The organism is Bacillus sp. Leaf49, assembly GCF_001426125.1.
In the GTDB taxonomy this organism is placed as follows: domain Bacteria; phylum Bacillota; class Bacilli; order Bacillales; family Bacillaceae; genus Bacillus; species Bacillus altitudinis.
In genome coordinates this window covers 107,196-132,612 of record NZ_LMRK01000020.1, presented here as the reverse complement: position 1 = coordinate 132,612, position 25,417 = coordinate 107,196, and the positions used below count along the sequence as shown (strand labels likewise).

Sequence of the window (25,417 nt, the reverse complement as noted above, 5' to 3'; positions counted from 1 at the left end):
GAGGGGTTAAATGATTGGCTGTCATTGTCATACTGACAAAAGTAATATCAGATTATTAGACTCTACTAACCAGGTTAAACAGTTGCTAAAAACAGCATTAGATCAGGGTTACAAAGGTTTAGCAATTACAGATCATGAAGTATTGTCGGCGCACTTAGAAGCAATCCAAACTGTGAAAAAAATGAAGGATTCTGGTGAAATGCCAGAAGACTTCAAGCTAATTCTGGGGAATGAAGCTTATCTGGTGGATTCACTGGAAGAGGTTAGAGATAACTATAAGTCTGGAGTCACTAAATTTCCTCACTTTTTAATGTTGGCCAAAAATCAATTTGGTCATGAGCAACTAAGAATTTTGTCCTCGATGGCCTGGGAGAACTCTTTTTACACTGGAACAATGGAAAGGGTGCCAACGTTAAAAAAAGATGTAGAGAAAATTGTTAGGCAGAATCCAGGTAATCTGATAGCTACCACAGCTTGCTTGGGTTCTGAAGTTAACATTCAATTGCTAAAAATTAGAGAAGTTGAAGTTAACAATGAGATAGAAGAGATTAAGCGATTGAAACTAAAAATTCACGACTTTATGACATGGTGTATAGATGTATTTGGTAAAGAGAATTTCTTTGTGGAACTGCAGCCAGCTTATTCCGATGAGCAGGTTTATTGCAATAAGAAATTGATTGATATTGCTAACGGTTATGGATTAAAAATGATTGTGACAACTGATGCTCATTACCTTAGACCAGAAGACAGAGCAATTCATCAGGCATTTCTCAACGCAAAAGACGGAGAAAGAGAAGTTGATTCCTTTTATGAGGCTTGCTTTGTTCAAAATATAGGTGAAATATATGAAAGAATGAGCTATATAGAAAAAAATGTTGTAAGTGAAGCAATCGAAAATACAATGCTTATTGGAAGCATGGTTGATGACTACACAATTGAACATGAACCATATATTCCAAAAATTGAACTACCTGTTTTTGAGCTATCACACATATTTAAACCAGGATATGAAAAGTATGAATACATTGGTAAAATGGCTAATTCAAACGATGAGCAAGACAGGTATCTGATAAAGCTAATTGAAGATGGGTTCAATGAAAAGTTAAAAAGACCAGACTTAACTAGAGAACAGTTTCATGAAATTCTTAAAAGAATTAATGTTGAATTAGGGGAACTATGGGAAATCAGCCAAAAGCTTAATCAAGCAATGTCATCTTACTATGTAACAGTTAGAGAAATCATTAACACCATTTGGGATGATGAATGTGGTGGAGATAGTCTGGTTGGTGTTGCAAGGGGATCAGCAGCAGGATTTTTAGTTAACTACCTACTTGATATCACTCAAATTAACCCAATGCAATACAACTTGCCACATTGGAGACATATACATAAATCAAGACCAGATTTACCTGATATTGATATAGATACTGAGGGTTCCAAGCGACCTAAAATTTTGAAAGCTCTACGTGATAAGTTTGGTGAAAAGAGAGTACTTCAGATTTGTACCTTTGGTACAGAAAAATCTAAATCTGCTTTACAAACTGCATGTCGTGGGTTGGGAATCGATAATGACATCTCACAATATCTAAGTGGAATGATACCATTTGAAAGAGGAGCAAACTGGACGCTTAACGATTGTTTCTTTGGAAATGAGGAATTAGATAGAAAGCCAATTAAAGAATTTATTAGGGAAGTTGAGTCGTATCCAAATTTAAAAGATACTTGTCTTAAAATTGAAGGTCTTACAAATAAGCGTTCTTCACATGCTGCAGGAGTACTTATCTTTAATGAAGACTATACTAAGTCCAATGCTATGATGAGAACTCCTAAAGGAGTTTATATAACCCAATTTGATATGGGCGACAGCGAATCAATGGGATCAACAAAGTTTGATTTATTAACCATTGAAGCTTTAGATAAAATGAGGGTTACTTTAGATCATTTGATTGAAAGTGGGGAAATTAAATCCTTAGAAAATTTGAAAAAAACATATAATAATTATCTTCATCCTGATGTGATCGAGTATGAAGATCCAAAACTATGGGAAATGGTGGGCAGAGGTGAAATTATTGATTTGTTTCAGTTTTCTACAGAAGTGGGTCAACAAGCTGCAATCAAGGTTGCTCCAAAGAGTTTGCTGGAGGCTTCAGTCACTAACTCTCTAATGAGACTAATGTCAGATGGTGAAGAACAACCTGTAGACGTTTATACAAAACATAAATTAAACATTGAGATTTGGATAAATGAAATGAAGCAATACGGTCTTAATGAAAATGAAATCCAAGTTCTCTCAAGGCATCTCAAAAGCATATATGGAGTTGCTGATACCCAAGAAGTAGTTATGCAAATGTCAATGGATAAAGAAATATCAGGGTTCTCAATTGAAGAAAGCAATCATCTGCGAAAAGCAATTGCAAAAAAGAAAGACGATGTTTTAAAGAAAGTTCAATCTTTATTTTTTGAAAAAGGCGAAAAGCTAGGCACTAGAAGAGTAATGCTTGATTATGTCTGGAATGTTCAGTTTAAGAGGCAATTCGGATATTCTTTCTCACTGCTTCACACTTTGGCATATTCAGTGATTGCTCTACAAGAACAAAACCTAAATTACAAATATGACCCATTATATTGGAACACTGCTTGTCTCACAGTAAACAGTGGTGGCATTGATTCTGAGGAAGATGATAAGAAAGCTTCAACCAACTATGGGAAGATTGCAAGTGCTATCGGCAATATGAGGCAAAGAGGAGTTAAAGTTGATCTGCCTGATATTAATAAAGCTAAGTTTAGTTTTAAAGCGGACAAAGATTCAGGAAGCATTCTTTTCGGCTTGAAAGGTATGAATGGCATTGGAGATGATGTTGTTCATAAAATTGTTGCAGCAAGGCCATATAGAAGCTTTGATGACTTTGTAAAGAGAATGTTCATTGAAGGAGAACTAAAAAAAGGACAGATTATACAACTCATAAAAGGTGGCGCATTTGATTCTTTCGGTGAAAGAAAACAACTGATGAAAGAATTTATTACGCTGATATCAGAACCTAAGACAAAGCTAACAATGGCAAATACAAGAATGCTGTTAAATCATAATCTTATTCCAAAAGAGTATCATACAGAGACACGCTACTATAAATTCAGAGAATACATAATGAAAAACGTTTATAAGACAATTAATAAACCCAAGGATAAATTACTCCTTTTAAATGATGTGGCATCTGATTTTCTAAACAATCATTACGATGAATCATGTATAGTCGATTTTGATAACGGTCTGCCAATAGTATCCTTACAAAATTTTGATAAGCAGCAAGAAAGAAAGATACAACCCTTAAAAGATTGGATAACATCAGAAGAGGCACTATTGCGATTAAATAATGCTCTGCTTGAATCTGAATGGATAAAGTATGCTGACGGCTCGTATAGCAAATGGGAAATGGAGTCGCTGAGTTTCTATTACGGTGATCATGAGTTGAAGCATGTAGACGAGGTAAAGTATGGCATCAAAAATTTCTTTGAACTTCCAGAAGAGCCTGTTAAGGGAAGGCCATATCAGTGGAAAGGCAAAACATTATATGAGCACGAGTTATGTAGAATTGCTGGAACTGTATTAGATAGAGATAAGAATAAGCACACCATTACACTACTAACTAAGGATGGAGTTGTAAACGTTAAGCAATGGAGCAATTCATTCGGTCACTATAATAAACAAATATCAAAACCTATTGGGAATGGGAAAAAAGAGATTGTAGAAAAATCTTGGTATACCAGAGGTACCCTTTTAATGGTTACTGGTTTTAGAAGAGGGAATAACTTCATTCCAAAAGTATATAAAAACAGTGTGTACAACCATACAATTTCAAAAATCGATCATATCGATGAGGACGGTTCTCTGATCCTTACAACCCAAAGAAAAAATCCTGAGGAGTGATGAGAATTATCAAAAAATTTGTAGACAAAAATACAAATAACATATATTATAAAGTTAACCCAAAGGTCTTGATAATTTTAACAGGATGGCTGCTAACATTCTCGTTTATTAAGATGGAAACGAGTTTAATCCAGGACAAGCCGAGTGAAAAGGTAAATAAGACAAAGTTAGCTGAAGGTTTTCCAATGAAACATATCCAGTTACATGTACCATTACCAAAGCAAGATAGCAAAAAAGAAATAACTGAGAAATTACAAAAGAAATATCTGAAAATCAAAGTTGAACCAGTTCAAGAGAAAGCTAAAAAAGTTAAAAAGAAGAAAGGAGATAAAAATGTCAAGCAAACAAAGAAAACTGTGGAACAAAAGAGTCAAACGCGCAAAATGGTTGTTACAGCTTACACAAACGGTTACGAAAGCACAGGTAAGCATCCAGGACACGCTGACTATGGAACAACAGCAAGCGGTGTGACTACAAAGCAAGGCATTACAATTGCTTGTCCACCATACATGAAATTTGGAACAAAATTATACATAGAAGATGTCGGACTAAGAGTTTGTCAAGATAGAGGTGGAGACATAAAAGGAAATAGATTAGATGTCTTTATTGAAAATCTTCAAAAGGCAAGAGAGTTCGGGAGGCAAACACTAACAGTCAAAGAAGTTAAAAATAACACATAAAGAAGAGAGTGACTTGATTGAACAAGCTTACTTTAGGACAAAGAGTTCTTACTTTATACGGAGTAGGAACAGTAGTGGAAGTACATAAGAACGAACAATATGGAGTTGCTGATGATGAGTACAACATGATTGAACTTTATGACAGAAGTGAATTAGCTGAATTAAGGAGGTGATATCATGTTTGAGGTAAACGACACAGTAATAGTTAACCATAATAAAGAAAGGGCAGTAGTGGCTACAGTGTCAACTCGATACTCACAACTTGAAGTGCGATATGAGGACGGATCTCATGAAGTAATGGGATTTCACAAAGTTGCAAAGGAGGATGATAAATGATCATTATTTTAGAGGGGTGTGACTGCTGCTATAAATCTACAGTAGCAAAGCAGCTGTCAAAAACGCTAGATTGCAAAACACTACGAGGTTCGTCGTTTGAATTAGCTAAAGGAAGTCAGGACAGCCTATATGATTATTGTTTTGAACTAACAGAACACGACAACTTGATTATAGATAGATACATATATTCCAACCTTGTTTATGCAACGATGTTTCCTGGTCATGCAAAGCTTTCAGATGAGCAAGTAAGCAATATTGAGGACAAATTATTGAGCAAGGCCAAGTTAATCTATCTGTATGCAAGACCTGAAGTAATTAAAGAAAGGATTCTCAGCAGAGGAGATGATCAGGTTAACACGAAAGACGTTGAACCAATTGTGGAACTTTATAATGAGGTGATTCCAAAATCAAAATTACATACATACTCGTTTGACACAGAGAAGTACGACAGCAATGAAATTGTTGAGGACATTATCTACTTGGTCAGTGAGGAAGGCTTATAAATTTAAAATAAGACATATTCAGGGAGTGGAAGAATGGAACTTAATTTTTGGATTGATCAAAAGATTGCCCAACTAAAAGAGAATTATAAAGAGGTTGAATTTCAATCTGCCAAAGACGTGGAATTAGTACTTCATGGTGTAAGTCAAGATTTCTTAGCAAATGACACAGATATGAACACAGAAGTTATAGAGATTGATATACATACTATTCCTGAAAACGAAAAGTATCGGGGTTCTGAAATACTATTTAACGTAAAAAGGCCAAGAAAAAGAAAATTTGATAGTCATTCAGTCTACGTTAGGATTGTTGATTAAAACTTACAGTAAAATATCTCATTTATTTAGAAATTAGAAAGGAGCAAACTTTGGAAGACTTCATTAAAAGATTGAGTGAGGCATGTGAATCAACAATTCATAACAAAGCATACCTAATGATGATCGAAGCAGAAGCCGAAATTGAGAAAGTGCTAAATAAATTTCGATGAAAGATCAATTTCATTTAGAAAAGAAAAGGAAGGTGAAATATGACTGAAAACGAAATTATTGTCTCAAAATTCAAGAAAAGTGTTGAGGACTATCGTAAAAAACTAGCTTCTGGAAGAGAGGCGCACCCAGAAAAATTTATTCAATATTTAGCATCTGAAATCCAGGCTTTAAACAATCTGAAAAATGCATATCAAGATGGGATGAATTTAATCATCGCTGAATTGAAGAAACTTGGAACGGGAAAATGAAAAGTATCCTAGAGCAAATCAATTCATTGAAAGTCGTACATATTGATTTAGATAACTACGCTATTTACGTTAAGCAAAGTGCCCAAGTAATTCAAATACTACATACTGTAATTAAGGATATGACTTTAGAAGAATACATACATAGTTTTAGTAAAGATGATTTAATCGACCTGATTCCTGCTGTAATTGGTACTGGCCTAGCAGATGGATATAAACAAGGCAAGGGATTTGTATCTGAACCTAAGCAGTTCTACATGCAGCGGTGCCTAGAGTTGAACAGCAGAATTGAACATCTTGAGAATATGGTTAAGTCACTTGGCGGACATCCTAAAATGCAAATCGTTAACGAGAATAATTTAATCCACTAGAGAGGAAGAAAGGAATGAAATTTAAAATTGGACAGAGTGTTCTGATTTCTTCAAGAGGTGTTGTTGGTAAAGTTATTAAAGCAACACACCATGTATCAATTGAAAAAGGGAAAGAATTGAGTGTTATTAAATATAAAGTTGAAGTGGATGGGCTTTTGTACGCCCAGGAATTTGATGAATCATTGCTTGCATATGAAGATAAAGAATTTAGAAAGATTAAAACTGCTGAGATAAATTCACTAATTGATCTAGCATTAGATACAAAAAATAAGGATTGGTTTGATGATTTAATCCAACAAAGAAAAACTTTAGAAGAAGGGTTAGTGGAGTAGATAGAGAATTATTTTCGAGTATTATGGAACGGGACAAGAGTTCCAAAAAAGTTTATCACCAAAGCAAAAGCAGAAGTGTTTGTTAGACGCAGAAAAGGATTCACTTGTGAAATACAAGAACGTACATACGATAACAAATTTATAGATAGTTGGACGTACCACATTCCATTGCATTAAGGAGGAGGCGATAGCCTGAGAGAACGGGATAAAGCTATGATGGAAGATGAGTTGGAAGCGGTACATAGTAACCTAGATTATATACATACGACGCTGGAAGAAGCTGCTTCAATTGACGATGAAACGTGGAAATTAATTGAGCCTAAGATTTTAAATTCATGGATCTTGCTAGAGAGATTAAAGAAGAACATATGGTCATAATAAAAACATAAATAACATATAAAAAGTGTTGATTAAAATACAAATAACATATATAATCAATATAACAGCTAAGGAGATTCAATGGACTACATATGCGAGATTTGTAACGAAGGGGTTGAGAAATACCCCTTATGCTTAAGATTAACAGAAGAAAATGCAAAAAGCATGGAAGACAGAATTGAGTTCAATTGCTGCAGTAAATGTGCTGAAAAATTGAGCAAGAAAATTCGAGAGAAATGCGAGGGGATGAATGTAAAGAAGACATTAAAAGTACTTGGGATCGATCATATTAAGCCTTATAAAGATTAAAACAAAGGAGAGCGCAAACTGTGAAAAACATAGATGCATCAAAATGGTTTGGTGTAATTGGCAGCGTTGGAATGTTTGTACTTGCTATCCTGGGAGAAGTATTTAAATAAAATTCAAGTTTTATAGAGAATGGTGGGTGAGCACATTATTGAAAAAGAATAAGCGGTTGGATAAGAAATTCTGGTTAACACTAATTAAATGGTCATTAGCTGCATTCTTAGCAGGATACCTGATTGGTTTTCTGTTGCCAACTACAGTTTTATCAAAATAAAATATAAATTACATATATTAAAAGGAGAGTATTTAAGAATGGTTATAGAACAACTTAAAATCATTTCTATTGATGACAATAAATGGCTACCAAATACTTCAGAAGACATTCTAATTGCTGAAAAGGTTGAAGTAGAGGAAGTGTCTGATGGCATAGAATTTATAAAAAGAAATGATGATGCCCTTAACAAAGAGGAATGTTATAAGCTCATTTTTAAGAATAAGGCTACAAAAGACTGTTTTGTTCAGCTCCGTTCAGAAGGTCAGAAAAAGCATTATAAAATTTTAAAAGTTGAAACAAGATCGGATTATTTTCAGGGAACAATTATTAAGCTTATTTTAGAAAATTGATCATTAAAATGTATCGATTTACTCAGTCAAGGAACTAAATAAAAGTTTTATTTTATTGAAACATTAATAGTGGATATTGGATCAAGTTCAAGCATCGTCGAAAAAATAGAAACAACAAATGTTCATATAGGGATTAACTATAACTAGAATTTCTAAAAATCAAAGTTGAAATAGGTGATTTGATGGGGAAAGAGCTATTAGGAAGCATACAACTTAACAAAGCGTACCAATTGGATTGTTTAGAGGGGATGAAACTCCTACCAGACAAATCAATAGATATGATTCTCTGTGATTTGCCATACGGAACAACTCAAAATAAATGGGATTCCATAATACCTTTAGATAAATTATGGGAACAATATGAACGGATAATTAAGGATAATGGCGCTATTGTTCTTACTGCCCAAACACCTTTCGATAAAGTATTAGGAGGTAGTAATTTAAAACTTCTAAAATACGAGTGGATATGGGAGAAAAACAGAGGAACAGGACACTTAAACGCAAAAAAGATGCCTATGAAAAACCACGAAAACATTTTAGTATTTTACAAAAAACTCCCGACATACAATCCTCAAATGAGAGAAGGTGAACCATATCAGAGGTTAAATTGTTCCAAAAACGCACTTAACAAAGGCAATTACGGTAAAACAAAAGATTCACACAGCACAGTAAGTGATGGGAAGAGATACCCTCTTTCAGTGCTTGACTTTGCTGTTGTCGAAAGAACAATACATCCAACACAAAAGCCAGTTGAATTATTTGAGTATTTGATTAAAACTTACACAAATGAAGGAGAAGTTGTTCTTGATAATTGCCTTGGAAGTGGGACAACAGCGATTGCTTGTGAGTTGGCTAAACGAAAATGGCTAGGTTTTGAAACAGAACCAAAATACATAGAAATCATTAATAAACGCCTTGATTCTATTCAATTAAATTATAATTTAGAAGATTTAAATGGGTTAACATAATCCAGCAGCAAAGAAGAATGCATGTTGAACACCTAAGACTGAGGAAGGGCACCGCCAAATTATAAATTTAAGTAAAAGGATGATTTCAAACAAATTGGAGGGGATAAAGTGGAATATACAAATCATGGAGACAATGTAAAAGGCTATATAACATATGATCTTTATTTTGAAAGTTTTGATTATCAAGAAGATAGTGTGTTAGAACAAAAAGCATTCACTACAGTTAAAGAATTGTTTGATATGATGCAACCGCAATATTTTGAGGAGTTAAAAGAAGAGAACAACGCAGATCGGATTGAAGTACACGATGTTACTTTTACTGCTAAAGAAGATGGCACAGAAACTTTCATTACCATGTTCGACAACTCAGGAACTTATCGAATTTCAGTAAATCTTGATGCAAGTGGCTTTAACAATGAATATAGGACAGTATTGAAGGACATTAAAGAAATTGTTGATAGGAAACTATAGAGAAAAGGGGGAAATTCTAAATGGCATATGATGAGTTTAAAGGAAAGTTAAGTAAACCAAAAGTAAGTGATGTAATCAAAGCATTACAAGATCAACTTGATTTTTATGGAGATACACCTGTTAGCTTTAGGGTTGATGGGGAAGCAACAAGCGATGAGATTCAACTAGATCCATATAAAAATGTTCTTGTATTGAATTTAGAGGAAGCTTAAGGAGGAGAATTCAATAGATATACTTGAGCATATCATGTGTAACTTCAAACATTATAAGGGTGGAACCTATAAACTCGTTGGAGAAGTCATTCATACAGAAACAGAAGAAGAGCTTGTTGTTTACCATGATATGGACGGCACTGTATTGTGGGCAAGACCTAAAGAGATGTTCTTTGGAAAAGTTGTTGTTAATGGGAAAGAGATAGACAGGTTCACAAAAATCAATAAGAAGATATGAAGGATTGAAGATAACTTAAGCCATCTCCTAACCAACATACCTCAATACAGTTACTTTCTTTTAGCCTTAGCTTGAGAGAGAACTGATCCAGCTAAACTCTTTGCTGTCTTACTTGAAGATTTAGAATTAAGCACTTTAGAAGCTTTTGTTGCAAGTTTTGAAGATGAGACTCTTCTGCTACTAGACTTTGCCAAGGAAATCACCGCCTATCGTGGGAAAGTGTGTTCTATTTAACTAAATATAGTATACAGTATTCTTGATAGAATACAAGATGTTGATTTGATTTTAAATATAATTGAAAAATGGAGGAATATAGATGAAATTTTTTGAAGTGAGCAACCCATATTATGCATTAATTAAAGCAAATACAAAAGAAAAGGCTATGGAACTTTATAAAAAGGATTCTGCTGATGATGAAGGAGATTTATCTAAAGAACTGATTGAAGTTGGAGATATTTACGCTGCTATGAGATATGGGAGAGCGCCAGGAGAGGACAAAAATTTAATTCCACTTAAAGAGGTATTAAAAGATATCACAAGCGATGAAGAAATGGTATTGCTTACTGATGGAGATTTACTATAAAATCACAGTTTCATATAAATAAAAATTGGGGGAAATATAATGGGAGCAGCTGTAAGAAAATTAAAAAAACCGTATGTACATAGCAGACATCTAGTAGACCTTGAAGTAGTTGAAACAGCGACAACTGTTCATAATCCTGATGGAACATCGTACATCGTAGAACCTGGTGATGTGCTGTCTGTAAATGAGTATGGGGAAAAGAATCTTGTTCCTGAAAATCATTTATTGCATTACTTTGAGGTTGGGAAGCTTGAAAAAACAAGTTTTTATGATCAAATGGCCAAGGGATATGAAGAAATGGCAAGGATTAATTCTGAGATTTCAAATGAGAGTGAATATCTAGAATCAGAAGCTGATTTTAGTACAGCAAAGTTTGTTACGGGTAAAAACCATTTGTAATGTTAATCACTTACGATACTTTGACAGGAAACGTTCAACGATTCATTGATAAAATTACAAATAACAACTATTTAAACGTCGAGAAAATAACTGAGGATACGATGATAACTGAACCATTCATACATATTACATACACAATCGGTTTTGGCGAAGTGCCAAAGTTTACTCAGGAATTTATACATAACAACAAAGAATTGCTAAGAGGAATATGTTCAAGTGGTAATAAGAATTGGGGCAATAATTTTGGACTAGCTGCAGATAAGATAGCAAACCAATACAATGTTCCAATCTTGCTCAAGTTCGAATTAGCTGGTACAGATTCTGATGTAGCTAAGTTTATACAGGAGGTTAAATTTATTGACAATCAGCACAAACAATATTCCTAAATGGATTCAATTGAACAACGAGATCATGATTCAGAAGGATGGAAAGTTCCAATTTGAGAAGGACAAGGAAGCTGTAAAGAGTTACTTTATTGATTATGTTAATCAAAATATGGTTTTCTTTCATGATCTTGAGGAGAAATTAGATTATTTAAAGGAGCATGATTATTACGAAGAAGAATTTTTAAGTCTCTACAGCAAAGAGGATATCAAAAAGGTATTCAAGTTTGCTTATAGTTTTAAATTCAGATTTCCATCATTTATGAGTGCGTTTAAGTTCTACAATGACTATGCACTGAAAACAAATAATAAAAAGAAAATCCTTGAGCGTTACGAAGATCGCATCTCAATTGTTGCCCTATTTTTGGCAAAGGGAAATATTGATAAAGCAATGGGATATGTTGAATCCATGATTAAGCAAGAATACCAGCCAGCAACTCCAACATTTATGAATGCTGGACGAAAGCGAAGAGGAGAAATGGTTAGCTGCTTCTTAATCGAAGTTGGGGATAGCTTGAATGACATCTCTAAAGCAGTAGATATCTCAATGCAACTCTCTAAATTAGGAGGTGGCGTAGCCCTTAATTTAAGTAAAATCAGAGCTAAAGGTGAAGCGATTAAAGACATTGATAACTCTACTAAAGGTGTAGTAGGTGTTATGAAGCTTTTAGATAATGCATTCAGATATGCAGATCAGATGGGTTAAATTGGCCCCTTTCGTCAGTAATGGCGTTTGAAAAACCTCTTTAATTCATGGGAACTCCTTCTTGACGATCGGGGTACAAAAGTCAAAGGAGGACAATCATGAGCGAAGCAAGACAACCGCATAACAAATTAGAAGTTGATGAAGATTTTATTCGTAAGCATTACCACTCTATGACTGCAAAAGAAATCGGCAATAGTTTGGGTGTATCTAGAGAGACAATTAACCATAGAGTAATAGCTATGGGCTTAAGAAAAACTCAGTCTCCGTATATTCCTGAGGAAGGAGAGATTTGTATACCCCTTAAAGAATATGAAGGGTATGGAATTACCAATAAAAGTCGAGTGGTTAAACTAAAAAATAATACAGTTCTTAAGACAAAAATAGATGCAAAAGGTTACGTCAAAGCTACGATGTTTGTAGACGGTGTTCGCAAAGAAAAAAGAGTGCATAGGCTAGTGGCAGAATACTTCATTGATAATCCTGGTAATTTGCCCGTTGTAAACCATTTAGATGGTAATAAAGCTAATCCAGATATATCTAACTTGGAATGGGTAACTGTAAAGGGAAATGCTGAACATGCATCTAAGCACGGTTTGCTTAGAAAAGGAGAAGACAGTCCTAATGCAAAAATAACAAATGCACAAGCAAAAGAGATACTGCAACAATATAAACAGGGCGTTCCTATTAAAAAACTGAAAAAATTACATACATATGCTAGCGAATCAATCATTACGAAAATTTGTTATAGACACAGGTGGAAACACTTGGATCAAACGTCTTGAACGTGCAACGACTAGCCGAAAGGCGTAGGCTGCAAGCGATTGGCAGTCGAAACAGGAGGCATCCTTAATAGGATGAAGATATAGTCTAATCTTCGTGGTAACACGGAGCAGTCAATTGACGGGGTGTGAATAGCGAACATGCCTGAATAGTCTGCAAAGACAAGGGAGCGGAGCTGCTTATCTGACAGTATTTCATCCAGATATCAACGAGTTTTTGGATGTAAAAAAAATATCAGCAGATGAAGATGTAAGAGCTAAAACGCTATCCATTGGAGTAGTTGTTCCAGACAAATTCATTGAGCTTGCAAGAGAAGACAAAGATTATTATATGTTTTATCCTCATACGGTCTATAAGGAATATGGACAACATTTAGATGAGATGGACATCAATGAAATGTACGATGAATTAATTAATAATCCAAATGTAAGAAAAGCTAAAGGAAGTGCTCGTAAACTTCTTGAGAAGCTGGCTATTCTTAGATATGAATCAGGCTATCCATATATCATGTTCCAGGATAACGTAAACAAGGTTCATGCAAATAACCATATATCACAGGTTAAATTTTCCAATCTTTGCAGCGAGGTGCTTGAGTCCTCTAAAGTATCAAAGTATACAGACTACGATCAAGAAGATGAAATTGGTTTGGATATTTCATGCAACTTAGGTTCAATGAACATCCTGAATGTGATGAATAATCAATCAATCGAGAAGACAGTTAGAACTGCAGTAGACGCTCTTACAAGGATTTCTGATGCAACTAATATTGTTAATGCTCCAGCAGTTAATAAAGCAAATAAAACAATGAAATCAATTGGTTTAGGTCAGATGAATTTACATGGATATCTAGCTCAAAACGGTATCCCTTATGAATCAGAAGCAGCAATTGATTTTGCTAATACATATTTTATGATGGTCAATTTTTATTCTCTGAAGCGTTCAATGGAAATTGCAAAAGAGACTGGTGAAACGTATTACATGTTTGAAGGATCTACATATAAATCAGGAAGCTTTTTTGATAAGTATTTAAGTATTGATTATTCACCGAAGCTTGAGAAGGTAACCAAACTGTTTAAGGAACAGCATATTCCTTCAATTGAAGATTGGAAACAGCTAAAAAGCGATGTACAGAAACATGGACTCTATCACAGTTATAGACAAGCTGTAGCACCTACTGGAAGCATTTCATATGTACAGTCATCTACCGCAGGCGTAATGCCTATCATGGAAAGAATTGAGGAAAGAACCTACGGAAACAGTAAGACTTATTATCCTATGCCTGGGCTGTCTCCGAACAATTGGTTCCTATACAAAGAAGCATATGATATGGATATGTTCAAGGTTATTGACTTAATTTCAACTATTCAAACTCATGTTGATCAAGGCATCTCGTTTACATTGTTCCTCAAAGACACTATGACAACACGAGATTTGAATAGAATTGATCTATATGCACATCACAAAGGAATCAAGACACTTTACTATGCACGCACAAAAGATACTGGTCAGGATAGTTGTCTTAGCTGCGTTGTTTAAGATAATGATCTCTTTCTTCATCTGATGGGGCAACTTTATATACAATATAGCCATTTTTATCTTTATGCATATGTTCTGGCCAAGGAAGGTCTTCATACGCTTGAGAAATAGTTAAAGGATCTCCACTTTTTACATAGTCTAGTCCAGATCTATGTCCGTTTCTAGATCTAGGCTTTACTATGTAAGCAATTTCGGATTCATCACAATACAACATAAAGACAATAGATTTTTTATCCTGGATATTCAAAATATCCATAGCAATTGGATAAATAATGCTGTTTCCACAAGGAGTGGTTGAAGGGAGTGCACCTGATAGCAACATATAAACACCGGCTTCCATATTTTTTATAATTATAGCACATGGAAATAAATTCTGAGCAAAAAAGAGAGGAAATGATAAATTGACAAATTACACTGCTGCAGATTGGTCAAGACATGATGATGAATTCACTCAAATGTTTTACAACCAAAACACTAAACAATTCTGGCTACCTGAGGAGATATCATTACAAGGGGATTTGTTAGCTTGGAGAATGCTTGGTGAAAAAGAGCAAGATACGTACATGAAGGTACTTGCTGGGCTTACCTTACTTGATACAGAACAAGGGAATACAGGAATGCCGATTGTCGCTGAACATGTGGACGGCCATCAGCGTAAAGCGGTGTTAAACTTTATGGCGATGATGGAAAATGCGGTGCATGCGAAATCATACTCAAATATTTTCATGACACTGGCACCAACTGAAACGATCAGCGAAGTGTTTGAATGGACTAAAAATAACAAATATCTTCAGAAGAAGGCAGACCTGATTGTATCTGAATATAGAAATATCAAGAAAGGCGATCCCATCTCCCTTTATAAAGGAATGGCTGCATCAGTAATGTTGGAAAGTTTTCTTTTCTATAGTGGCTTTTATTATCCTCTGTTCTTTTATGGTCAAGGTAAGATGATGCAATCAGGGGAAATTATTAACTTAATTTTAAGAGATGAGGCTATTCATGGTGTATATGTAGGGTTGCTCGCTCAGGAAATCTATAATAAGCAGCCAGATAATGTACAAGATGAATTACATAAGTGGACTATTAATCTATTGAGTGCTCTATATGAAAATGAATGCGACTACACAGAAGACGTATACGATCAGGTAGGACTATCAAGCGATGTGAAAAAGTTCATTCGTTACAATGCCAATAAAGCGTTAATGAACCTTGGGTTTGCCCCTTACTTTGAAGAAGAAGAGATTAACCCGATTGTATTGAATGGACTCAATACAAAGACAAAGTCACAAGACTTCTTCTCAATGAAGGGTGTTAGTTATAAGAAAGCAACAGTCGAATCACTTAAAGATGAGGATTTTGTCTTTGGAAATTTGAATTAATAAAAGAATCTAATTGGGGTCAAAAAAGCTGCATTCGATCTGTATGAAATGGTAATTTTATGGCAATAGGAAAGGAGAGAAAAATGAATATATATAATATGAGAGTAAGGGATCTTCTAAGTAATGTTGCAACAGGCACTAAAGTCAGAATTGAAAATGGTGTATTCGATATTCATTATTTTGATGGGACAGTTAAAGATTATCTTTCAAGTGAGATACCCGAAACCGAAAGAGATTTAAAAGTATTTTGTGTAAGAGTTTGGAACGACACGATGATTATCCAAGCAGTTAATTATAGCTAATGGATAAGTGGCTAATCGATGATTTCATCAATGAGAATATAGGCGACCTGGCAGAAACAATGTTTTATACAGAGACAATAATGAACATTTTGGGTATAGACAGAGAAACTACATTTGAGAGATTATTTTATTTAGCTTCTCAATCTAAGCTTGATGCTTTCTTAGTGTGGGAACAAAAAGATGGAAGCGAAGAAAAGCAGATTGCACTATGTGAGGAAGGGAAATTTGATTTAAATGATTTTGGAGGGGCAGAACATCCGCCCTTGGATGAACTCTATGTAAAGTTTAAAGTAAGTAAAGAATATAAGGAATTCAGAGATGAGTGGAAAAAACGTAAAAAGTTCGAAAAAAGAAAATATAAATAACAAATACACTTAAGGTGGAATGCTACATAATGAAAATTAAAATCAAATACCTAGACGATACACAAACAAGAATCAGCAAAATCGAAAAGGGGGATTGGATTGATCTTCGTGCAGCTGAGGATATTGTAATGAGCGAAGACGAATTTAAACTTATTCCATTAGGAGTTGCGATGGAGCTACCAGAAGGTTATGAAGCGCATATTGTTCCTAGATCAAGCACATATAAACACTTCGGAATCATTCAAACAAACTCCAAGGGAGTTATTGATGAATCATTCAAAGGAGACAATGATTTCTGGTTCTTCCCAGCTTATGCTCTACGAAACACTGAAGTTAAAAAGGGAGAGCGTATCTGTCAATTTAGAATCATTGAGAAAATGCCAGAGGTTGAATTGATTGAAGTAGATCATCTTGGTAACGATGATCGTGGAGGACATGGATCAACGGGTACTAAGTAAGTTATAAGTCCCTGATTGCTGAATTATGTTTGAACAATTAGGGACTTATAATTAGAGTTTAACTAAGCTTCTTGCTTTAACTTATCACAATACAACCTATAAACTTCTGAATCAGCCCATCCAGTAAATTCACTGTTCTTAGGATTAAATGCGCAAATGTCTATGTTTCTGCCGTTATTGCCAGTGTGGAATCCAAGAAGCTCATCAACTTCCGTATAAATTATGACTTTTTTGAACGGAGATCTTGGTGAGATGGAATTTTTAATGACTTCTAAGATTCTACTTACACCAGTTTTATTTGGCTCAAGAGTTTCTTTAAGTAATGAGATAACCTCTTCAATGCAGTTGATAGCAGACGTACTGTTGTGTTTAAGAGTGTCGTAAACGTGTAGAATTTCTTTGTCAGCTTCATAGGTATAGGTAAACTCACTTTTATTAGTAAATCCTACACCTTCAATAGAGCCTTGAATAATTGCATTTTGAGTAATGTTCAAAAATAATTACCACCTTTTCTAAATATTTGTAACAACTTTATTATATCATTTTTTAGGAAATATTTGATAAAAGAAGACTTTTAAAGTGATTTAAAAGGGACATAAGGTCGCAAACCAGTTTCCTTGGATATGCGACCTTTCAATATTTACAAACTTTATTCATTATGTTTCCAGAATCATCTTAGAGTCTCCATGTTTCTTTTTTAGATCGTTCAAAGCTTTATATACACGTTCAAAATCATCAGTATCTGCAAGGAAAGAAGGACATTGACGGCCTCTAGCCCTACCATCTACACACATCTGAACTTTATATACCCTATGGATATCACCATTCTTCCATTTTTCTGATCCTACTGAAACCTTATATTCAACAATTGTGTTAGGGTAATCCCTAGTAGCCTGTACCATTATTGATTCCTCAGGAGTAAAAACTCTTGACATAATAAATCAATCCTTTCTTTTGATAGGTTAATAGTATTATAGCCAATATTTGAAAATTGCATACTAATCTATTTAAATTTTATTCAATAAAGAACAGAGGAGGTGGTAATACTTGATTAATTTAAAAACAATACATGAATCACTGGAGAAAATCGAGAAACAAATTAAAGTATACGAGCTCATAGATGAGCCTGAGATGAAAATGAAAACATTAGATAACATGATTAAAGAGTTTGATTTGATTGGAGATACAGCGTTAGAGGGAATTAAAGATGCTACCACTTTACTGAAGAAAATAGGTAGTGCAGATATTGAAAATAGGATAGGAGAATTAATAGAAAATAAAAGCCAAGAAAATATTATTTCTTAGCTTGATCTTTCTTACACTTAATTATAAATTTTTTAATTGGTTTATCAGGATCAATTGGTAAGCGTTGAGGGTGCAGAGGGACACTTTTATCAGTATTGAAACTTTTTAATTTATCAGAAGGATACTCTTGAAGTAAAATCTCAATTTTTTTGAGATTATCTTTATTGCCAATACCCTTTCCATATGCACAAATTATTTTTGGTTTTACATCTGTATTGTTAATAATATTCTCTATTTTATTTAAATTTTTATCTAAAATATCTTTGTATTCCTTCTTTTCATCCAGTTCTTTGTTTTTCATTTCATTATCGAAAATTGAAAGTTTCCTAGAATCTGTTATATAAAAAGGAAAAACATTTATGAAAGTTATTTTTGAAACGTTAATGTATTTCGTGTTGTACAAGTCATTGATAACTTTATTTATTGTTCTGTCCGAGTTCTTTTCGGTGGCTCGGCTAGGGTTTTTTAATAGGACAATTAATTCTTCTGGGGCTCTTTCTTTGTGTGAATGATGATTTGATTGTTTGAACTCAACTACAAGACTAAATCTTGCTTTTACAGGTTCATTATTAAAAGTTATCCCAGTGTTTACACAGTCGCACTTAATGCTGTCTTTATATACGCAACTAGGATAGTTAATTTGTTTTGTCTTTTTATACTGCATTTTATTTTCATCCCTTCAAATTTCATAAGCATAATTATAACTTAAGGAGAGATAAATTGGAAAAAGAATATTTGAAATTATTACAAAAAATCTATACATATGGTCATGATACAGGAGATAGAACAGAAACAGGAATGAGAAGCCTATTCGGAGAGACAATGGAGTTTAATATGTCTGAAGGGTTTCCTTTGGTTACAACTAAGAAGATGTTCACTAGAGGAGTCTTTGGAGAGTTGCTATGGTTTTTAAGTGGCTCAACATCCAATACAGAATTAGAAGAAAAGTATGGAATCAAGTTTTGGAAAGAATGGGCGAATGAAGCTGGTCAGCTGCCAAATATCTACGGCAAACAATGGACTAGATGGGAGGACGGCAGAGGCAATATTTTTAATCAGATTAAGTATGTGATTGACCAAATTAAAAACAATCCAACAAGCAGACGTATTTTATTTACAGGATGGAACGCCCCAGAGATGCAATGGAAAGATACTGCATTACCATGTTGTCACAGTACTGTTGTTCAGTTTTACGTGGATGGTGAGTATCTTCATATGTATCACTATCAACGTTCAGGAGACATGTTTCTAGGTGTACCAGTCAATATTGCTTCATATGCAACGCTACTGACGATGATTGCTCAGCAATGTGAACTAAAGCCAGGTGTCATGAAACATACAGTTGGTGTAGCTCATATTTATCACAATCATTTAAATCAAGTTAAAGAACAACTAACCAGATCTCCATATCAAGCACCAAAACTTAATATTAAACGTAAGCCTGAATCGATCTTTGATTATAGCCTAGAAGACTTTAAAGTTATTGATTATGTTCATCACCCTTTAATCAAAGGAGATGTAGCTATTTAGCTTTTTGAGAAGATATGAAAAATAAACATTGAGAACTATAGTAATAAAGTCTATAATGCTCTTGGTAACATTTCACTTTAGAGGGTTAAATTATATGGAGGTTAGAAATGAATATTAAGAGTAAAAAGGCTATTATGTCAATCATCATTTTGATAGTTATTGTTTTAACTGGATGTGGTTCTGTAAGCAGCACAGATGAGAAGTCTGAAGAAAGTAAGTCTAAACCAAGAGAAGTAAAAGTTAAGACTGTGTTAATGAGTGATATACTGTCCAAACATAAAGTATGGTTAAGAACTAGTTCAAACCCTGGAAGATCGAGTATCGTGCAAACCATTATTGTGATCAAGGGGGATAAATTAATACGATACTTTCCAGACCAGCGACAGAATAATATTACAATAGAGCATTTAATAAATCTCACAGATGAAGAAATCATTAATTTATTTGAAAAAGCTGAAGGATTTAAATATGTTGGTAAATACAAATTAGGAATTATACTAGATCAATTGGGTCAAACAACTGAACGTTTGAAATTAACAGTTAATCAAAAAACAATAACTAGAACTGAGCATTTAAGTGCATTTGGTTATGGTGAGATGAATAAAGAAAAGTACATTAATGATGTTAAGTCGGGTAAGAAAAAGATCTACACTGATTCACAATTAGCTAATTCCGATATAATTAAACACGAAATCAAAGGTGATTACAGTGTAACAACCAACCCAGCAAATGATGAATATTCAATAAATATATTTGATTCTTTTATCAAACGAACAATCTTCGATACAACATTTATAGGAGTGGCTGTAGGGACGAAAACAGTTTTAATTACACGTACAGATGAACCTGAACTTAACATCAACTTAGATACACCAGATAAAAAAGGGAAAAAGGTTATAATTGAAGGTATCACGAAGTAGGGGAACGCTAAGATGCGTTCTTTTTCTTATTTTAAAAATACAAATAACATATAATTTATATTGACTAAAGTGTAAATAACATATATTATAAAGATAAGCCAAAACGGTTTATCTTTTTTTATTTAAAAAGGGGGATGATTAAATGTGCAAGGCAACCAATTACATAAGAGAAATTGAAGCGAAAGCGATTGAACTAAATGAAATCAAGGAAAAAATCGATAAGGACATTGAATTCTATAGAAAAGAAGTTAGTAGAATGGATAAAGAACTTAGTAAGTTTTATCATGACTTAGAAGTAGCAGTTTTCAATGCATGTGAAGGATGGAGTCTTTCTAAAAGAGGACAAGCAATTCTTATTGAAAGAAGAAAGGTAAAATCCGAATATGAGAAGCTTTGTATGATCAGAGATATGCTTGGAAAGTCTTTATTGAGTATTGATAATGAAGCAATTAAAACAATTGAAAATGCCAAACGACGTATTAATAAAACAAATAACAAACTGATCCAGTGGAAATCAGAATCTAAGAAGAACCATTTAAAAGCAATTTAAACTACATAAAATCTGAATTTTATTAAAAAAGGAGAGATACATAATGACTTTTAAAAGAACATGTGATGTAGAAAGACAAGATCAATACACAATTGAATTTGATGAGAATGTTTTAAATGAAGAATGGATGCAGAATTTCAGAGAAACATTCTATGACTTCACTACATTAACAGAACATGCAGAGCATATCGCTCAATTCAGGGCAAGAAATGGTACACAGTTTATTGAGGGATATGGAGTACCATTGGAAAATGGACAAGCTCCAAGATGGGCAAATAAAGAAGATATAAACGAGGCAATTAATATCATCGATGGAAACGCAAGTCTAGATGTGTATTCTTATTAAATTAACGAAAAGGAGATTGGATTAAATGAACAAGAGATATTGGCTTAAAAAAGCAATTCAAGCGATCTTATCCCAAAATAAGAGCAACGTAGAGAAAGCAGAAGAAATCGTAGATTTGTTTGGTGACTCCAATGTATCGACATCTAAATGACTTAGAGAAAAGCAAATACAAGCTTAAATCGGACATCCTAGAGAAAAAAAGAGACCTGCTACATATTAAAACAAATCAAAATCCATTGGCATTAGAGAGACTATTTGAATTAAGTGAAGTGTTGCAGCTAACTGAAGAATCAGAGTGGGTAAGCTCATCAACGGCCATGAAAGCTGTAAGGATCAATAAAGAGTTCCTGAAGCTATTCGATTTCAAAGGTGATGCCAAAGCATACATAAACAAAGAAGAGTTTAATAGGCTACATGAAGAGTTTATCAGAATTAAATTCGAGCAAAACAACATTTAACTGTTAATTTAATACCAATCAACTCTATACTGAATATGTAACAAATTATGGAGGTTGATACTAATGAATGGAAGAGGTCAAGCAGAAGACAAAATTCTTGAGTTTTTAGAATCTGAGGAAAGTGAAGCAATTCTTACAGGGAATCATTATCACCAAAAATTCCCTATGGTTTTCGATCTAATTCAAAAGAACTTCAAAGATGTCAAAGTTCTGCTTAGAACAATGGATAAAAATATTCTGAAAAGGTCAAACATTAGTTGTTTGGAAAACAGGAACTTTGTGATTGGACAGAGGTTTTGTTGTGATGAAAATGTGTTTGTTTTAGACACTATTAGAATGAAATGTAGAGATGTTTATGCCGAGGGGATTGATATTGCCTTAATTTATCCAATAAAGGGTCACGTAGAAAACGAAGCAATGAGAAAGGCAATATTCCAAGAGTTAAATGAAATAGGAGCTGTTGAAAAAATCATTTATATCACAGACCTAGAAGACATTGACACAAGTTGGGCAGCGGATATGAAATATAAAATTGTTTACGACTCAAATTAAAACTGTGGGGCTATTGCCCCTTTAGTTTAAAACGTTGATTTTATTGAAAGGAGATGTGGCTTGTGTACACAGAAGTTAGAGGTTTTAATCAAGTGATTACATTTACAAAGCAAAGTTTAGACAAGGGGCAGACTGTTAAGGTTACACCGTTGGGTAATGACTGTTATCGAATTGAAATGACTCCATAAGAAAGATGTTAATAAAATATAAATAACAAATATAATAAAGAAAGGATATCTAATGGACAGAAAAATCTTAGAAGCATTAATTCAAATTTATCAAAATGACTTTATGTGCGGGTATCAAGGAGAGGACAAAGATAAACTAAGAATTGTTTTCCTTGAGTTAATCGTACATACAACAAGATTTGTTAATGATTTTCGTTATTGTAACAAAGAGGATTGTCCTTGTAGTCCTGAGCATGATCTTACAAAAATGATTGATACCCATCAGGAGGATATTTTCACGAAACTAGTCGGCGATTATGCTCTGTGTGACTATCCATCTAAGAAACTCAAAAAGTTTCTGTGCCAATTTAAAACAAAGGAGTCACATGATGAAAAAGAGACTGAGGAAGAAGCTTAGGAAAATTGAGCAATTAAGACGGGCTGAAGAATGGATAAATGATTTGAGAACTAGGAGTCAAAATAAGATCAACTTTCTGTTAAAGCAAGGAGAATCATTCACAAATGACATTCTAAAAATTGTCATTGATGAAGGAGCTTGCACAGAAAGTGATGTAGACTTTGAAAGTTTTCATTCCTTACATGGAGCTATGCATCACTACGCTTCAGAATCTAACAGACTAATTGAGCATTTTAGCAATGACGAGTTTCTTGGAACAGTGGCTTATTATTTAATCAACGGTAAGGCTCTTAAAGTAGGAGAATTGCAGGACATGGGTACAATATCTTATTTTGAAAAAGCCTCTGTAGATGATGTGAAAAAGGATATGCTTATCCCTTTTGAGGAGTTAATTGAATATTTGAACTGTATTAAAAATGACGATAGAATCTATTTATTTTGAGGTGATTTAATGATTGTAACAGCTTGGGTTTTGTTAATTGCATTTGGTCTAGTTGTGCTAGGTGATTGGGATTCTGAAGGCAATATGAAGTTGGTGGTATGGATTGGAATAGCTAAGTTTATTTCAATGATTATTGTAGCAACATCTGCTGGAGTAATTTGGGGAGGATTGTTCCAGTGATACACTTTACGATAATTTATTACATATTAACCACTCTAGTTAAGTTTTGTTTAGTTAGATGGGCAAGAAAAAATGGATGGGGGCGTGATAAAACTAGCTGGGCAGTCATTTTTGTGCCTTTAATCGGTTTTGTATATTTAGTTATTATGTATGACACAGTTATACAACTGAAGAAATTTAAATAAAATCGGTCTTTTAACCAGAAATAAGTATGCACATTTACTACATAAATCAGCACTTTATACAATGAAAGGAGAAATTACATATGACCATTAGAATTCCGTTTGAACAGGATGCATTAAAACAAGCATATCTATCTCAAGTAGGTGGCAGAATTTCTTTCCAAAAAGGTAAGGCTCCAGTATTTTCGTTTAATAGTGAAGAAGATTATAAGAGATATAGACAACTCATTCTTGGAGGAGGTGATGAATCATAACAGTAGGATCATTAACAATTGACGTAGGAGGTATGTTTGCCGAGAAATCAACAGCGCTGCAACGTCATGGAAAACGATATATGTTAGCTGGAAAGAAAGTAGTGTTTCTTAAACCATCCATAGATAACAGATACTCAGAAGACTTTATTGTAACCCACGATGGCAAGAAAGTTGAGGCAATTAACGTACAAATAACAAATACATTAGAGGTTGATTTACCTTTTCATTTATTGAATGAAGCTGATGTTGTTTGCATTGATGAAGTTCAATTTTTCCCAGACCAAATGATTACTCACATTGAGAAACTAATCGAAAAAGGGAAGAAAGTGTTTGTTGCAGGATTAGACATGGACAGGTATGGTAAGCCATTTGGAATTGTACCGTACTTAATGGCCAAAGCAGATCATGTGACTAAACATCATGCAGTTTGTGCTTTTTGTGGCAATGACGCATGGGTTTCACTTGAAGTTTCTAATGATTCAAATACTCAAGTTAAAGTTGGGAACGATTATAAGCCAGCATGTAGACAATGTGCTTCCGAAAGGGGAGTTAAATAATAGAAGAAAATAGTTTGATTAAATTACACAGCAAAATGAAAAAACAAATGGATTTAATTGAAGAAGCGATACACAACAATGATTTTTCAAAAGTAAATCGTCTTGGTATTAGTCTCAGCAATAATAATGAAGAATTAATGCAAGAAGCAAGAAACTCATCCAATAATGAAAAAGGGAGATACGTAAATACATATGCTTAACTTACATAACTTAAAAGGCGCTTATGAATTGAAAAATCAAGGAGGTGATTTTGCTTACTTTTATAATGAGAAATCGAACAATCTAATTGTGATTAATAACATTGACGATGAAGAAATCCGGGATGTTACAGACAGTACATCACAGGATGCTTACATGTACTTAACAAATAAGCTTAACATTGAAACGAATTTAACTGTCATTTGGTATAAAACTGAATTTGATTCAAGTGATTATATCCTTATTGAAGGGGTCAATGGCAAAGAGATGTGTCAGTTAGATTTGATTGATTTGGAGAATGCTGTTTTAGGAGATCAATATAAGTTTGATAAGAAGTTTGTGAAACTTATAAATGGAGAAGCAATCGAATTAAAATTCTTAGAATTTTAAAC

The 25,417-nt window shown here is 33.9% G+C and carries 42 protein-coding genes and 2 pseudogenes; 40 read left to right on the top strand and 4 right to left on the bottom strand.

The genetic code is table 11. The features are described 5' to 3' along the window. The first annotated feature begins 10 nt into the window (after positions 1-10). The 21 genes and pseudogenes from dnaE to ASG46_RS10240 all read left to right on the top strand — a co-directional run. Positions 11-3,925, top strand: a complete 3,915-nt coding sequence (gene dnaE / locus ASG46_RS10330) for a DNA polymerase III subunit alpha (RefSeq protein ID WP_056704429.1) — start codon at positions 11-13, stop codon at positions 3,923-3,925. Next, positions 3,925-4,605 carry a 3D domain-containing protein gene (locus ASG46_RS10325; RefSeq protein WP_056704426.1) on the top strand — a complete coding sequence of 227 codons (681 nt, stop codon included), beginning with the start codon at positions 3,925-3,927 and terminating at the stop codon, positions 4,603-4,605. Before dnaE ends, ASG46_RS10325 begins: the two co-directional genes overlap by 1 nt. A gap of 17 nt (positions 4,606-4,622) precedes the next feature. Further along, on the top strand, positions 4,623-4,778 hold the full coding sequence (locus tag ASG46_RS20945) for a hypothetical protein (RefSeq protein ID WP_156376657.1): 156 nt from the start codon (positions 4,623-4,625) through the stop codon (positions 4,776-4,778). A gap of 159 nt (positions 4,779-4,937) precedes the next feature. Continuing rightward, positions 4,938-5,444, top strand: a complete 507-nt coding sequence (locus ASG46_RS10320; protein WP_056704425.1) for a deoxynucleoside kinase — start codon at positions 4,938-4,940, stop codon at positions 5,442-5,444. A gap of 33 nt (positions 5,445-5,477) precedes the next feature. Next, positions 5,478-5,759, top strand: coding sequence for a hypothetical protein (locus tag ASG46_RS10315; protein ID WP_056704423.1), 282 nt, complete (start codon positions 5,478-5,480; stop codon positions 5,757-5,759). A gap of 209 nt (positions 5,760-5,968) precedes the next feature. Next, a complete protein-coding gene (locus ASG46_RS10310; RefSeq protein ID WP_056704421.1) occupies positions 5,969-6,178 on the top strand; it encodes a hypothetical protein in 210 nt (69 codons plus the stop codon). After that, a complete protein-coding gene (locus ASG46_RS10305) occupies positions 6,175-6,546 on the top strand; it encodes a hypothetical protein (RefSeq protein ID WP_056704420.1) in 372 nt (123 codons plus the stop codon). The genes ASG46_RS10310 and ASG46_RS10305 overlap by 4 nt, the downstream gene beginning before the upstream one ends. A gap of 14 nt (positions 6,547-6,560) precedes the next feature. Beyond that, on the top strand, positions 6,561-6,878 hold the full coding sequence (locus ASG46_RS10300; RefSeq protein ID WP_056704418.1) for an IDEAL domain-containing protein: 318 nt from the start codon (positions 6,561-6,563) through the stop codon (positions 6,876-6,878). 216 nt (positions 6,879-7,094) lie between these two features. Then, positions 7,095-7,256: a hypothetical protein gene (locus ASG46_RS20940; protein ID WP_156376656.1), complete on the top strand. Its 162-nt coding sequence runs from the start codon at positions 7,095-7,097 to the stop codon at positions 7,254-7,256. An 81-nt stretch (positions 7,257-7,337) separates the two neighbouring features. After that, a complete protein-coding gene (locus ASG46_RS21030) occupies positions 7,338-7,565 on the top strand; it encodes a hypothetical protein (protein ID WP_056704416.1) in 228 nt (75 codons plus the stop codon). 309 nt (positions 7,566-7,874) lie between these two features. Beyond that, positions 7,875-8,186, top strand: coding sequence for a hypothetical protein (locus ASG46_RS10290; protein WP_056704415.1), 312 nt, complete (start codon positions 7,875-7,877; stop codon positions 8,184-8,186). A gap of 182 nt (positions 8,187-8,368) precedes the next feature. Then, positions 8,369-9,154 (top strand): DNA-methyltransferase, encoded by a 786-nt coding sequence (locus ASG46_RS10285; protein WP_056704412.1) that lies wholly within the window; start codon positions 8,369-8,371, stop codon positions 9,152-9,154. Between the two features lie 108 nt (positions 9,155-9,262). Beyond that, a complete protein-coding gene (locus ASG46_RS10280; RefSeq protein ID WP_056704410.1) occupies positions 9,263-9,625 on the top strand; it encodes a hypothetical protein in 363 nt (120 codons plus the stop codon). A 20-nt stretch (positions 9,626-9,645) separates the two neighbouring features. After that, on the top strand, positions 9,646-9,837 hold the full coding sequence (locus tag ASG46_RS10275) for a hypothetical protein (protein WP_056704409.1): 192 nt from the start codon (positions 9,646-9,648) through the stop codon (positions 9,835-9,837). 34 nt (positions 9,838-9,871) lie between these two features. Then, positions 9,872-10,075, top strand: a complete 204-nt coding sequence (locus ASG46_RS10270) for a DUF1653 domain-containing protein (protein ID WP_235562230.1) — start codon at positions 9,872-9,874, stop codon at positions 10,073-10,075. 316 nt (positions 10,076-10,391) lie between these two features. Next, complete coding sequence (locus tag ASG46_RS10265; RefSeq protein ID WP_056704407.1) at positions 10,392-10,658, top strand: hypothetical protein; 267 nt, start codon at positions 10,392-10,394, stop codon at positions 10,656-10,658. A 39-nt stretch (positions 10,659-10,697) separates the two neighbouring features. After that, positions 10,698-11,057: a hypothetical protein gene (locus ASG46_RS10260; protein WP_056704405.1), complete on the top strand. Its 360-nt coding sequence runs from the start codon at positions 10,698-10,700 to the stop codon at positions 11,055-11,057. After that, positions 11,057-11,443, top strand: coding sequence for a class Ib ribonucleoside-diphosphate reductase assembly flavoprotein NrdI (gene nrdI, locus ASG46_RS10255; RefSeq protein ID WP_056704403.1), 387 nt, complete (start codon positions 11,057-11,059; stop codon positions 11,441-11,443). Before ASG46_RS10260 ends, nrdI begins: the two co-directional genes overlap by 1 nt. After that, positions 11,421-12,143 (top strand): annotated as a pseudogene (locus tag ASG46_RS10250) (ribonucleotide reductase N-terminal alpha domain-containing protein); the annotation flags it as partial. The gene nrdI and the pseudogene ASG46_RS10250, both read left to right, overlap by 23 nt. Positions 12,144-12,244: 101 nt before the next feature. Then, entirely contained in the window at positions 12,245-12,928 is a 684-nt protein-coding gene (locus ASG46_RS10245; RefSeq protein WP_082515479.1) for an HNH endonuclease, read from the top strand. A 154-nt stretch (positions 12,929-13,082) separates the two neighbouring features. Then, a pseudogene (locus tag ASG46_RS10240) lies at positions 13,083-14,462 on the top strand (ribonucleoside-diphosphate reductase subunit alpha); the annotation flags it as partial. Here ASG46_RS10240 and ASG46_RS10235 read toward each other — a convergent pair. Continuing rightward, positions 14,446-14,784 carry a hypothetical protein gene (locus tag ASG46_RS10235; protein WP_056704401.1) on the bottom strand — a complete coding sequence of 113 codons (339 nt, stop codon included), beginning with the start codon at positions 14,782-14,784 and terminating at the stop codon, positions 14,446-14,448. The pseudogene ASG46_RS10240 and the gene ASG46_RS10235 overlap by 17 nt on opposite strands. A gap of 79 nt (positions 14,785-14,863) precedes the next feature. On the opposite strand from ASG46_RS10235, the gene nrdF reads away from it, so the two are divergent. From nrdF to ASG46_RS10215, 4 genes are all read left to right on the top strand, one after another. Then, on the top strand, positions 14,864-15,841 hold the full coding sequence (gene nrdF / locus ASG46_RS10230; RefSeq protein ID WP_056704400.1) for a class 1b ribonucleoside-diphosphate reductase subunit beta: 978 nt from the start codon (positions 14,864-14,866) through the stop codon (positions 15,839-15,841). An 83-nt stretch (positions 15,842-15,924) separates the two neighbouring features. After that, complete coding sequence (locus ASG46_RS10225) at positions 15,925-16,143, top strand: hypothetical protein (protein ID WP_056704398.1); 219 nt, start codon at positions 15,925-15,927, stop codon at positions 16,141-16,143. After that, positions 16,143-16,508 (top strand): hypothetical protein, encoded by a 366-nt coding sequence (locus ASG46_RS10220; RefSeq protein WP_056704396.1) that lies wholly within the window; start codon positions 16,143-16,145, stop codon positions 16,506-16,508. Before ASG46_RS10225 ends, ASG46_RS10220 begins: the two co-directional genes overlap by 1 nt. 29 nt (positions 16,509-16,537) lie before the next feature. Then, on the top strand, positions 16,538-16,966 hold the full coding sequence (locus tag ASG46_RS10215; protein WP_056704394.1) for a dUTP diphosphatase: 429 nt from the start codon (positions 16,538-16,540) through the stop codon (positions 16,964-16,966). Positions 16,967-17,028: 62 nt separating this feature from the next. On the opposite strand, the gene ASG46_RS10210 is transcribed toward ASG46_RS10215, so the two are convergent. Next, complete coding sequence (locus ASG46_RS10210) at positions 17,029-17,460, bottom strand: hypothetical protein (RefSeq protein WP_056704391.1); 432 nt, start codon at positions 17,458-17,460, stop codon at positions 17,029-17,031. 162 nt (positions 17,461-17,622) lie between these two features. After that, positions 17,623-17,901 carry a hypothetical protein gene (locus ASG46_RS10205; RefSeq protein ID WP_056704389.1) on the bottom strand — a complete coding sequence of 93 codons (279 nt, stop codon included), beginning with the start codon at positions 17,899-17,901 and terminating at the stop codon, positions 17,623-17,625. A 112-nt stretch (positions 17,902-18,013) separates the two neighbouring features. On the opposite strand from ASG46_RS10205, the gene ASG46_RS10200 reads away from it, so the two are divergent. After that, positions 18,014-18,271, top strand: coding sequence for a hypothetical protein (locus ASG46_RS10200; protein ID WP_056704387.1), 258 nt, complete (start codon positions 18,014-18,016; stop codon positions 18,269-18,271). Here ASG46_RS10200 and ASG46_RS10195 read toward each other — a convergent pair. Beyond that, positions 18,261-18,935, bottom strand: coding sequence for a DUF1643 domain-containing protein (locus ASG46_RS10195; protein WP_056704385.1), 675 nt, complete (start codon positions 18,933-18,935; stop codon positions 18,261-18,263). The genes ASG46_RS10200 and ASG46_RS10195 overlap by 11 nt on opposite strands. Here ASG46_RS10195 and ASG46_RS10190 point away from each other — a divergent pair. From ASG46_RS10190 to ASG46_RS10135, 14 genes are all read left to right on the top strand, one after another. Further along, positions 18,917-19,801, top strand: coding sequence for a thymidylate synthase (locus tag ASG46_RS10190; protein WP_327019551.1), 885 nt, complete (start codon positions 18,917-18,919; stop codon positions 19,799-19,801). The genes ASG46_RS10195 and ASG46_RS10190 overlap by 19 nt on opposite strands. Before the next feature lie 107 nt (positions 19,802-19,908). Continuing rightward, positions 19,909-20,721 (top strand): hypothetical protein, encoded by an 813-nt coding sequence (locus ASG46_RS10185; protein WP_056704382.1) that lies wholly within the window; start codon positions 19,909-19,911, stop codon positions 20,719-20,721. A 142-nt stretch (positions 20,722-20,863) separates the two neighbouring features. After that, positions 20,864-21,271, top strand: coding sequence for a hypothetical protein (locus ASG46_RS10180; RefSeq protein WP_056704380.1), 408 nt, complete (start codon positions 20,864-20,866; stop codon positions 21,269-21,271). A gap of 43 nt (positions 21,272-21,314) precedes the next feature. Next, complete coding sequence (locus tag ASG46_RS10175) at positions 21,315-21,617, top strand: hypothetical protein (RefSeq protein WP_056704379.1); 303 nt, start codon at positions 21,315-21,317, stop codon at positions 21,615-21,617. 25 nt (positions 21,618-21,642) lie between these two features. Then, complete coding sequence (locus ASG46_RS21445) at positions 21,643-21,768, top strand: hypothetical protein (RefSeq protein WP_268750439.1); 126 nt, start codon at positions 21,643-21,645, stop codon at positions 21,766-21,768. After that, complete coding sequence (locus ASG46_RS10170; protein WP_056704377.1) at positions 21,749-22,075, top strand: hypothetical protein; 327 nt, start codon at positions 21,749-21,751, stop codon at positions 22,073-22,075. Before ASG46_RS21445 ends, ASG46_RS10170 begins: the two co-directional genes overlap by 20 nt. Positions 22,076-22,138: 63 nt before the next feature. Further along, entirely contained in the window at positions 22,139-22,627 is a 489-nt protein-coding gene (locus ASG46_RS10165; protein ID WP_056704375.1) for a hypothetical protein, read from the top strand. A 240-nt stretch (positions 22,628-22,867) separates the two neighbouring features. Next, positions 22,868-23,212, top strand: a complete 345-nt coding sequence (locus tag ASG46_RS10160; protein WP_056704373.1) for a hypothetical protein — start codon at positions 22,868-22,870, stop codon at positions 23,210-23,212. Next, on the top strand, positions 23,184-23,654 hold the full coding sequence (locus ASG46_RS10155) for a hypothetical protein (protein ID WP_056704372.1): 471 nt from the start codon (positions 23,184-23,186) through the stop codon (positions 23,652-23,654). Before ASG46_RS10160 ends, ASG46_RS10155 begins: the two co-directional genes overlap by 29 nt. A 9-nt stretch (positions 23,655-23,663) precedes the next feature. Beyond that, positions 23,664-23,834 carry a hypothetical protein gene (locus ASG46_RS21115; RefSeq protein ID WP_200939620.1) on the top strand — a complete coding sequence of 57 codons (171 nt, stop codon included), beginning with the start codon at positions 23,664-23,666 and terminating at the stop codon, positions 23,832-23,834. Between the two features lie 265 nt (positions 23,835-24,099). Continuing rightward, positions 24,100-24,270 carry a hypothetical protein gene (locus ASG46_RS21110; RefSeq protein ID WP_200939619.1) on the top strand — a complete coding sequence of 57 codons (171 nt, stop codon included), beginning with the start codon at positions 24,100-24,102 and terminating at the stop codon, positions 24,268-24,270. Then, positions 24,264-24,827 (top strand): thymidine kinase, encoded by a 564-nt coding sequence (locus tag ASG46_RS10145; RefSeq protein WP_327019552.1) that lies wholly within the window; start codon positions 24,264-24,266, stop codon positions 24,825-24,827. Before ASG46_RS21110 ends, ASG46_RS10145 begins: the two co-directional genes overlap by 7 nt. Positions 24,828-24,841: 14 nt before the next feature. Beyond that, positions 24,842-25,027, top strand: a complete 186-nt coding sequence (locus ASG46_RS10140) for a hypothetical protein (RefSeq protein WP_056704369.1) — start codon at positions 24,842-24,844, stop codon at positions 25,025-25,027. Continuing rightward, entirely contained in the window at positions 25,020-25,415 is a 396-nt protein-coding gene (locus ASG46_RS10135; protein WP_056704368.1) for a hypothetical protein, read from the top strand. The genes ASG46_RS10140 and ASG46_RS10135 overlap by 8 nt, the downstream gene beginning before the upstream one ends. Positions 25,416-25,417 lie beyond the last annotated feature (2 nt).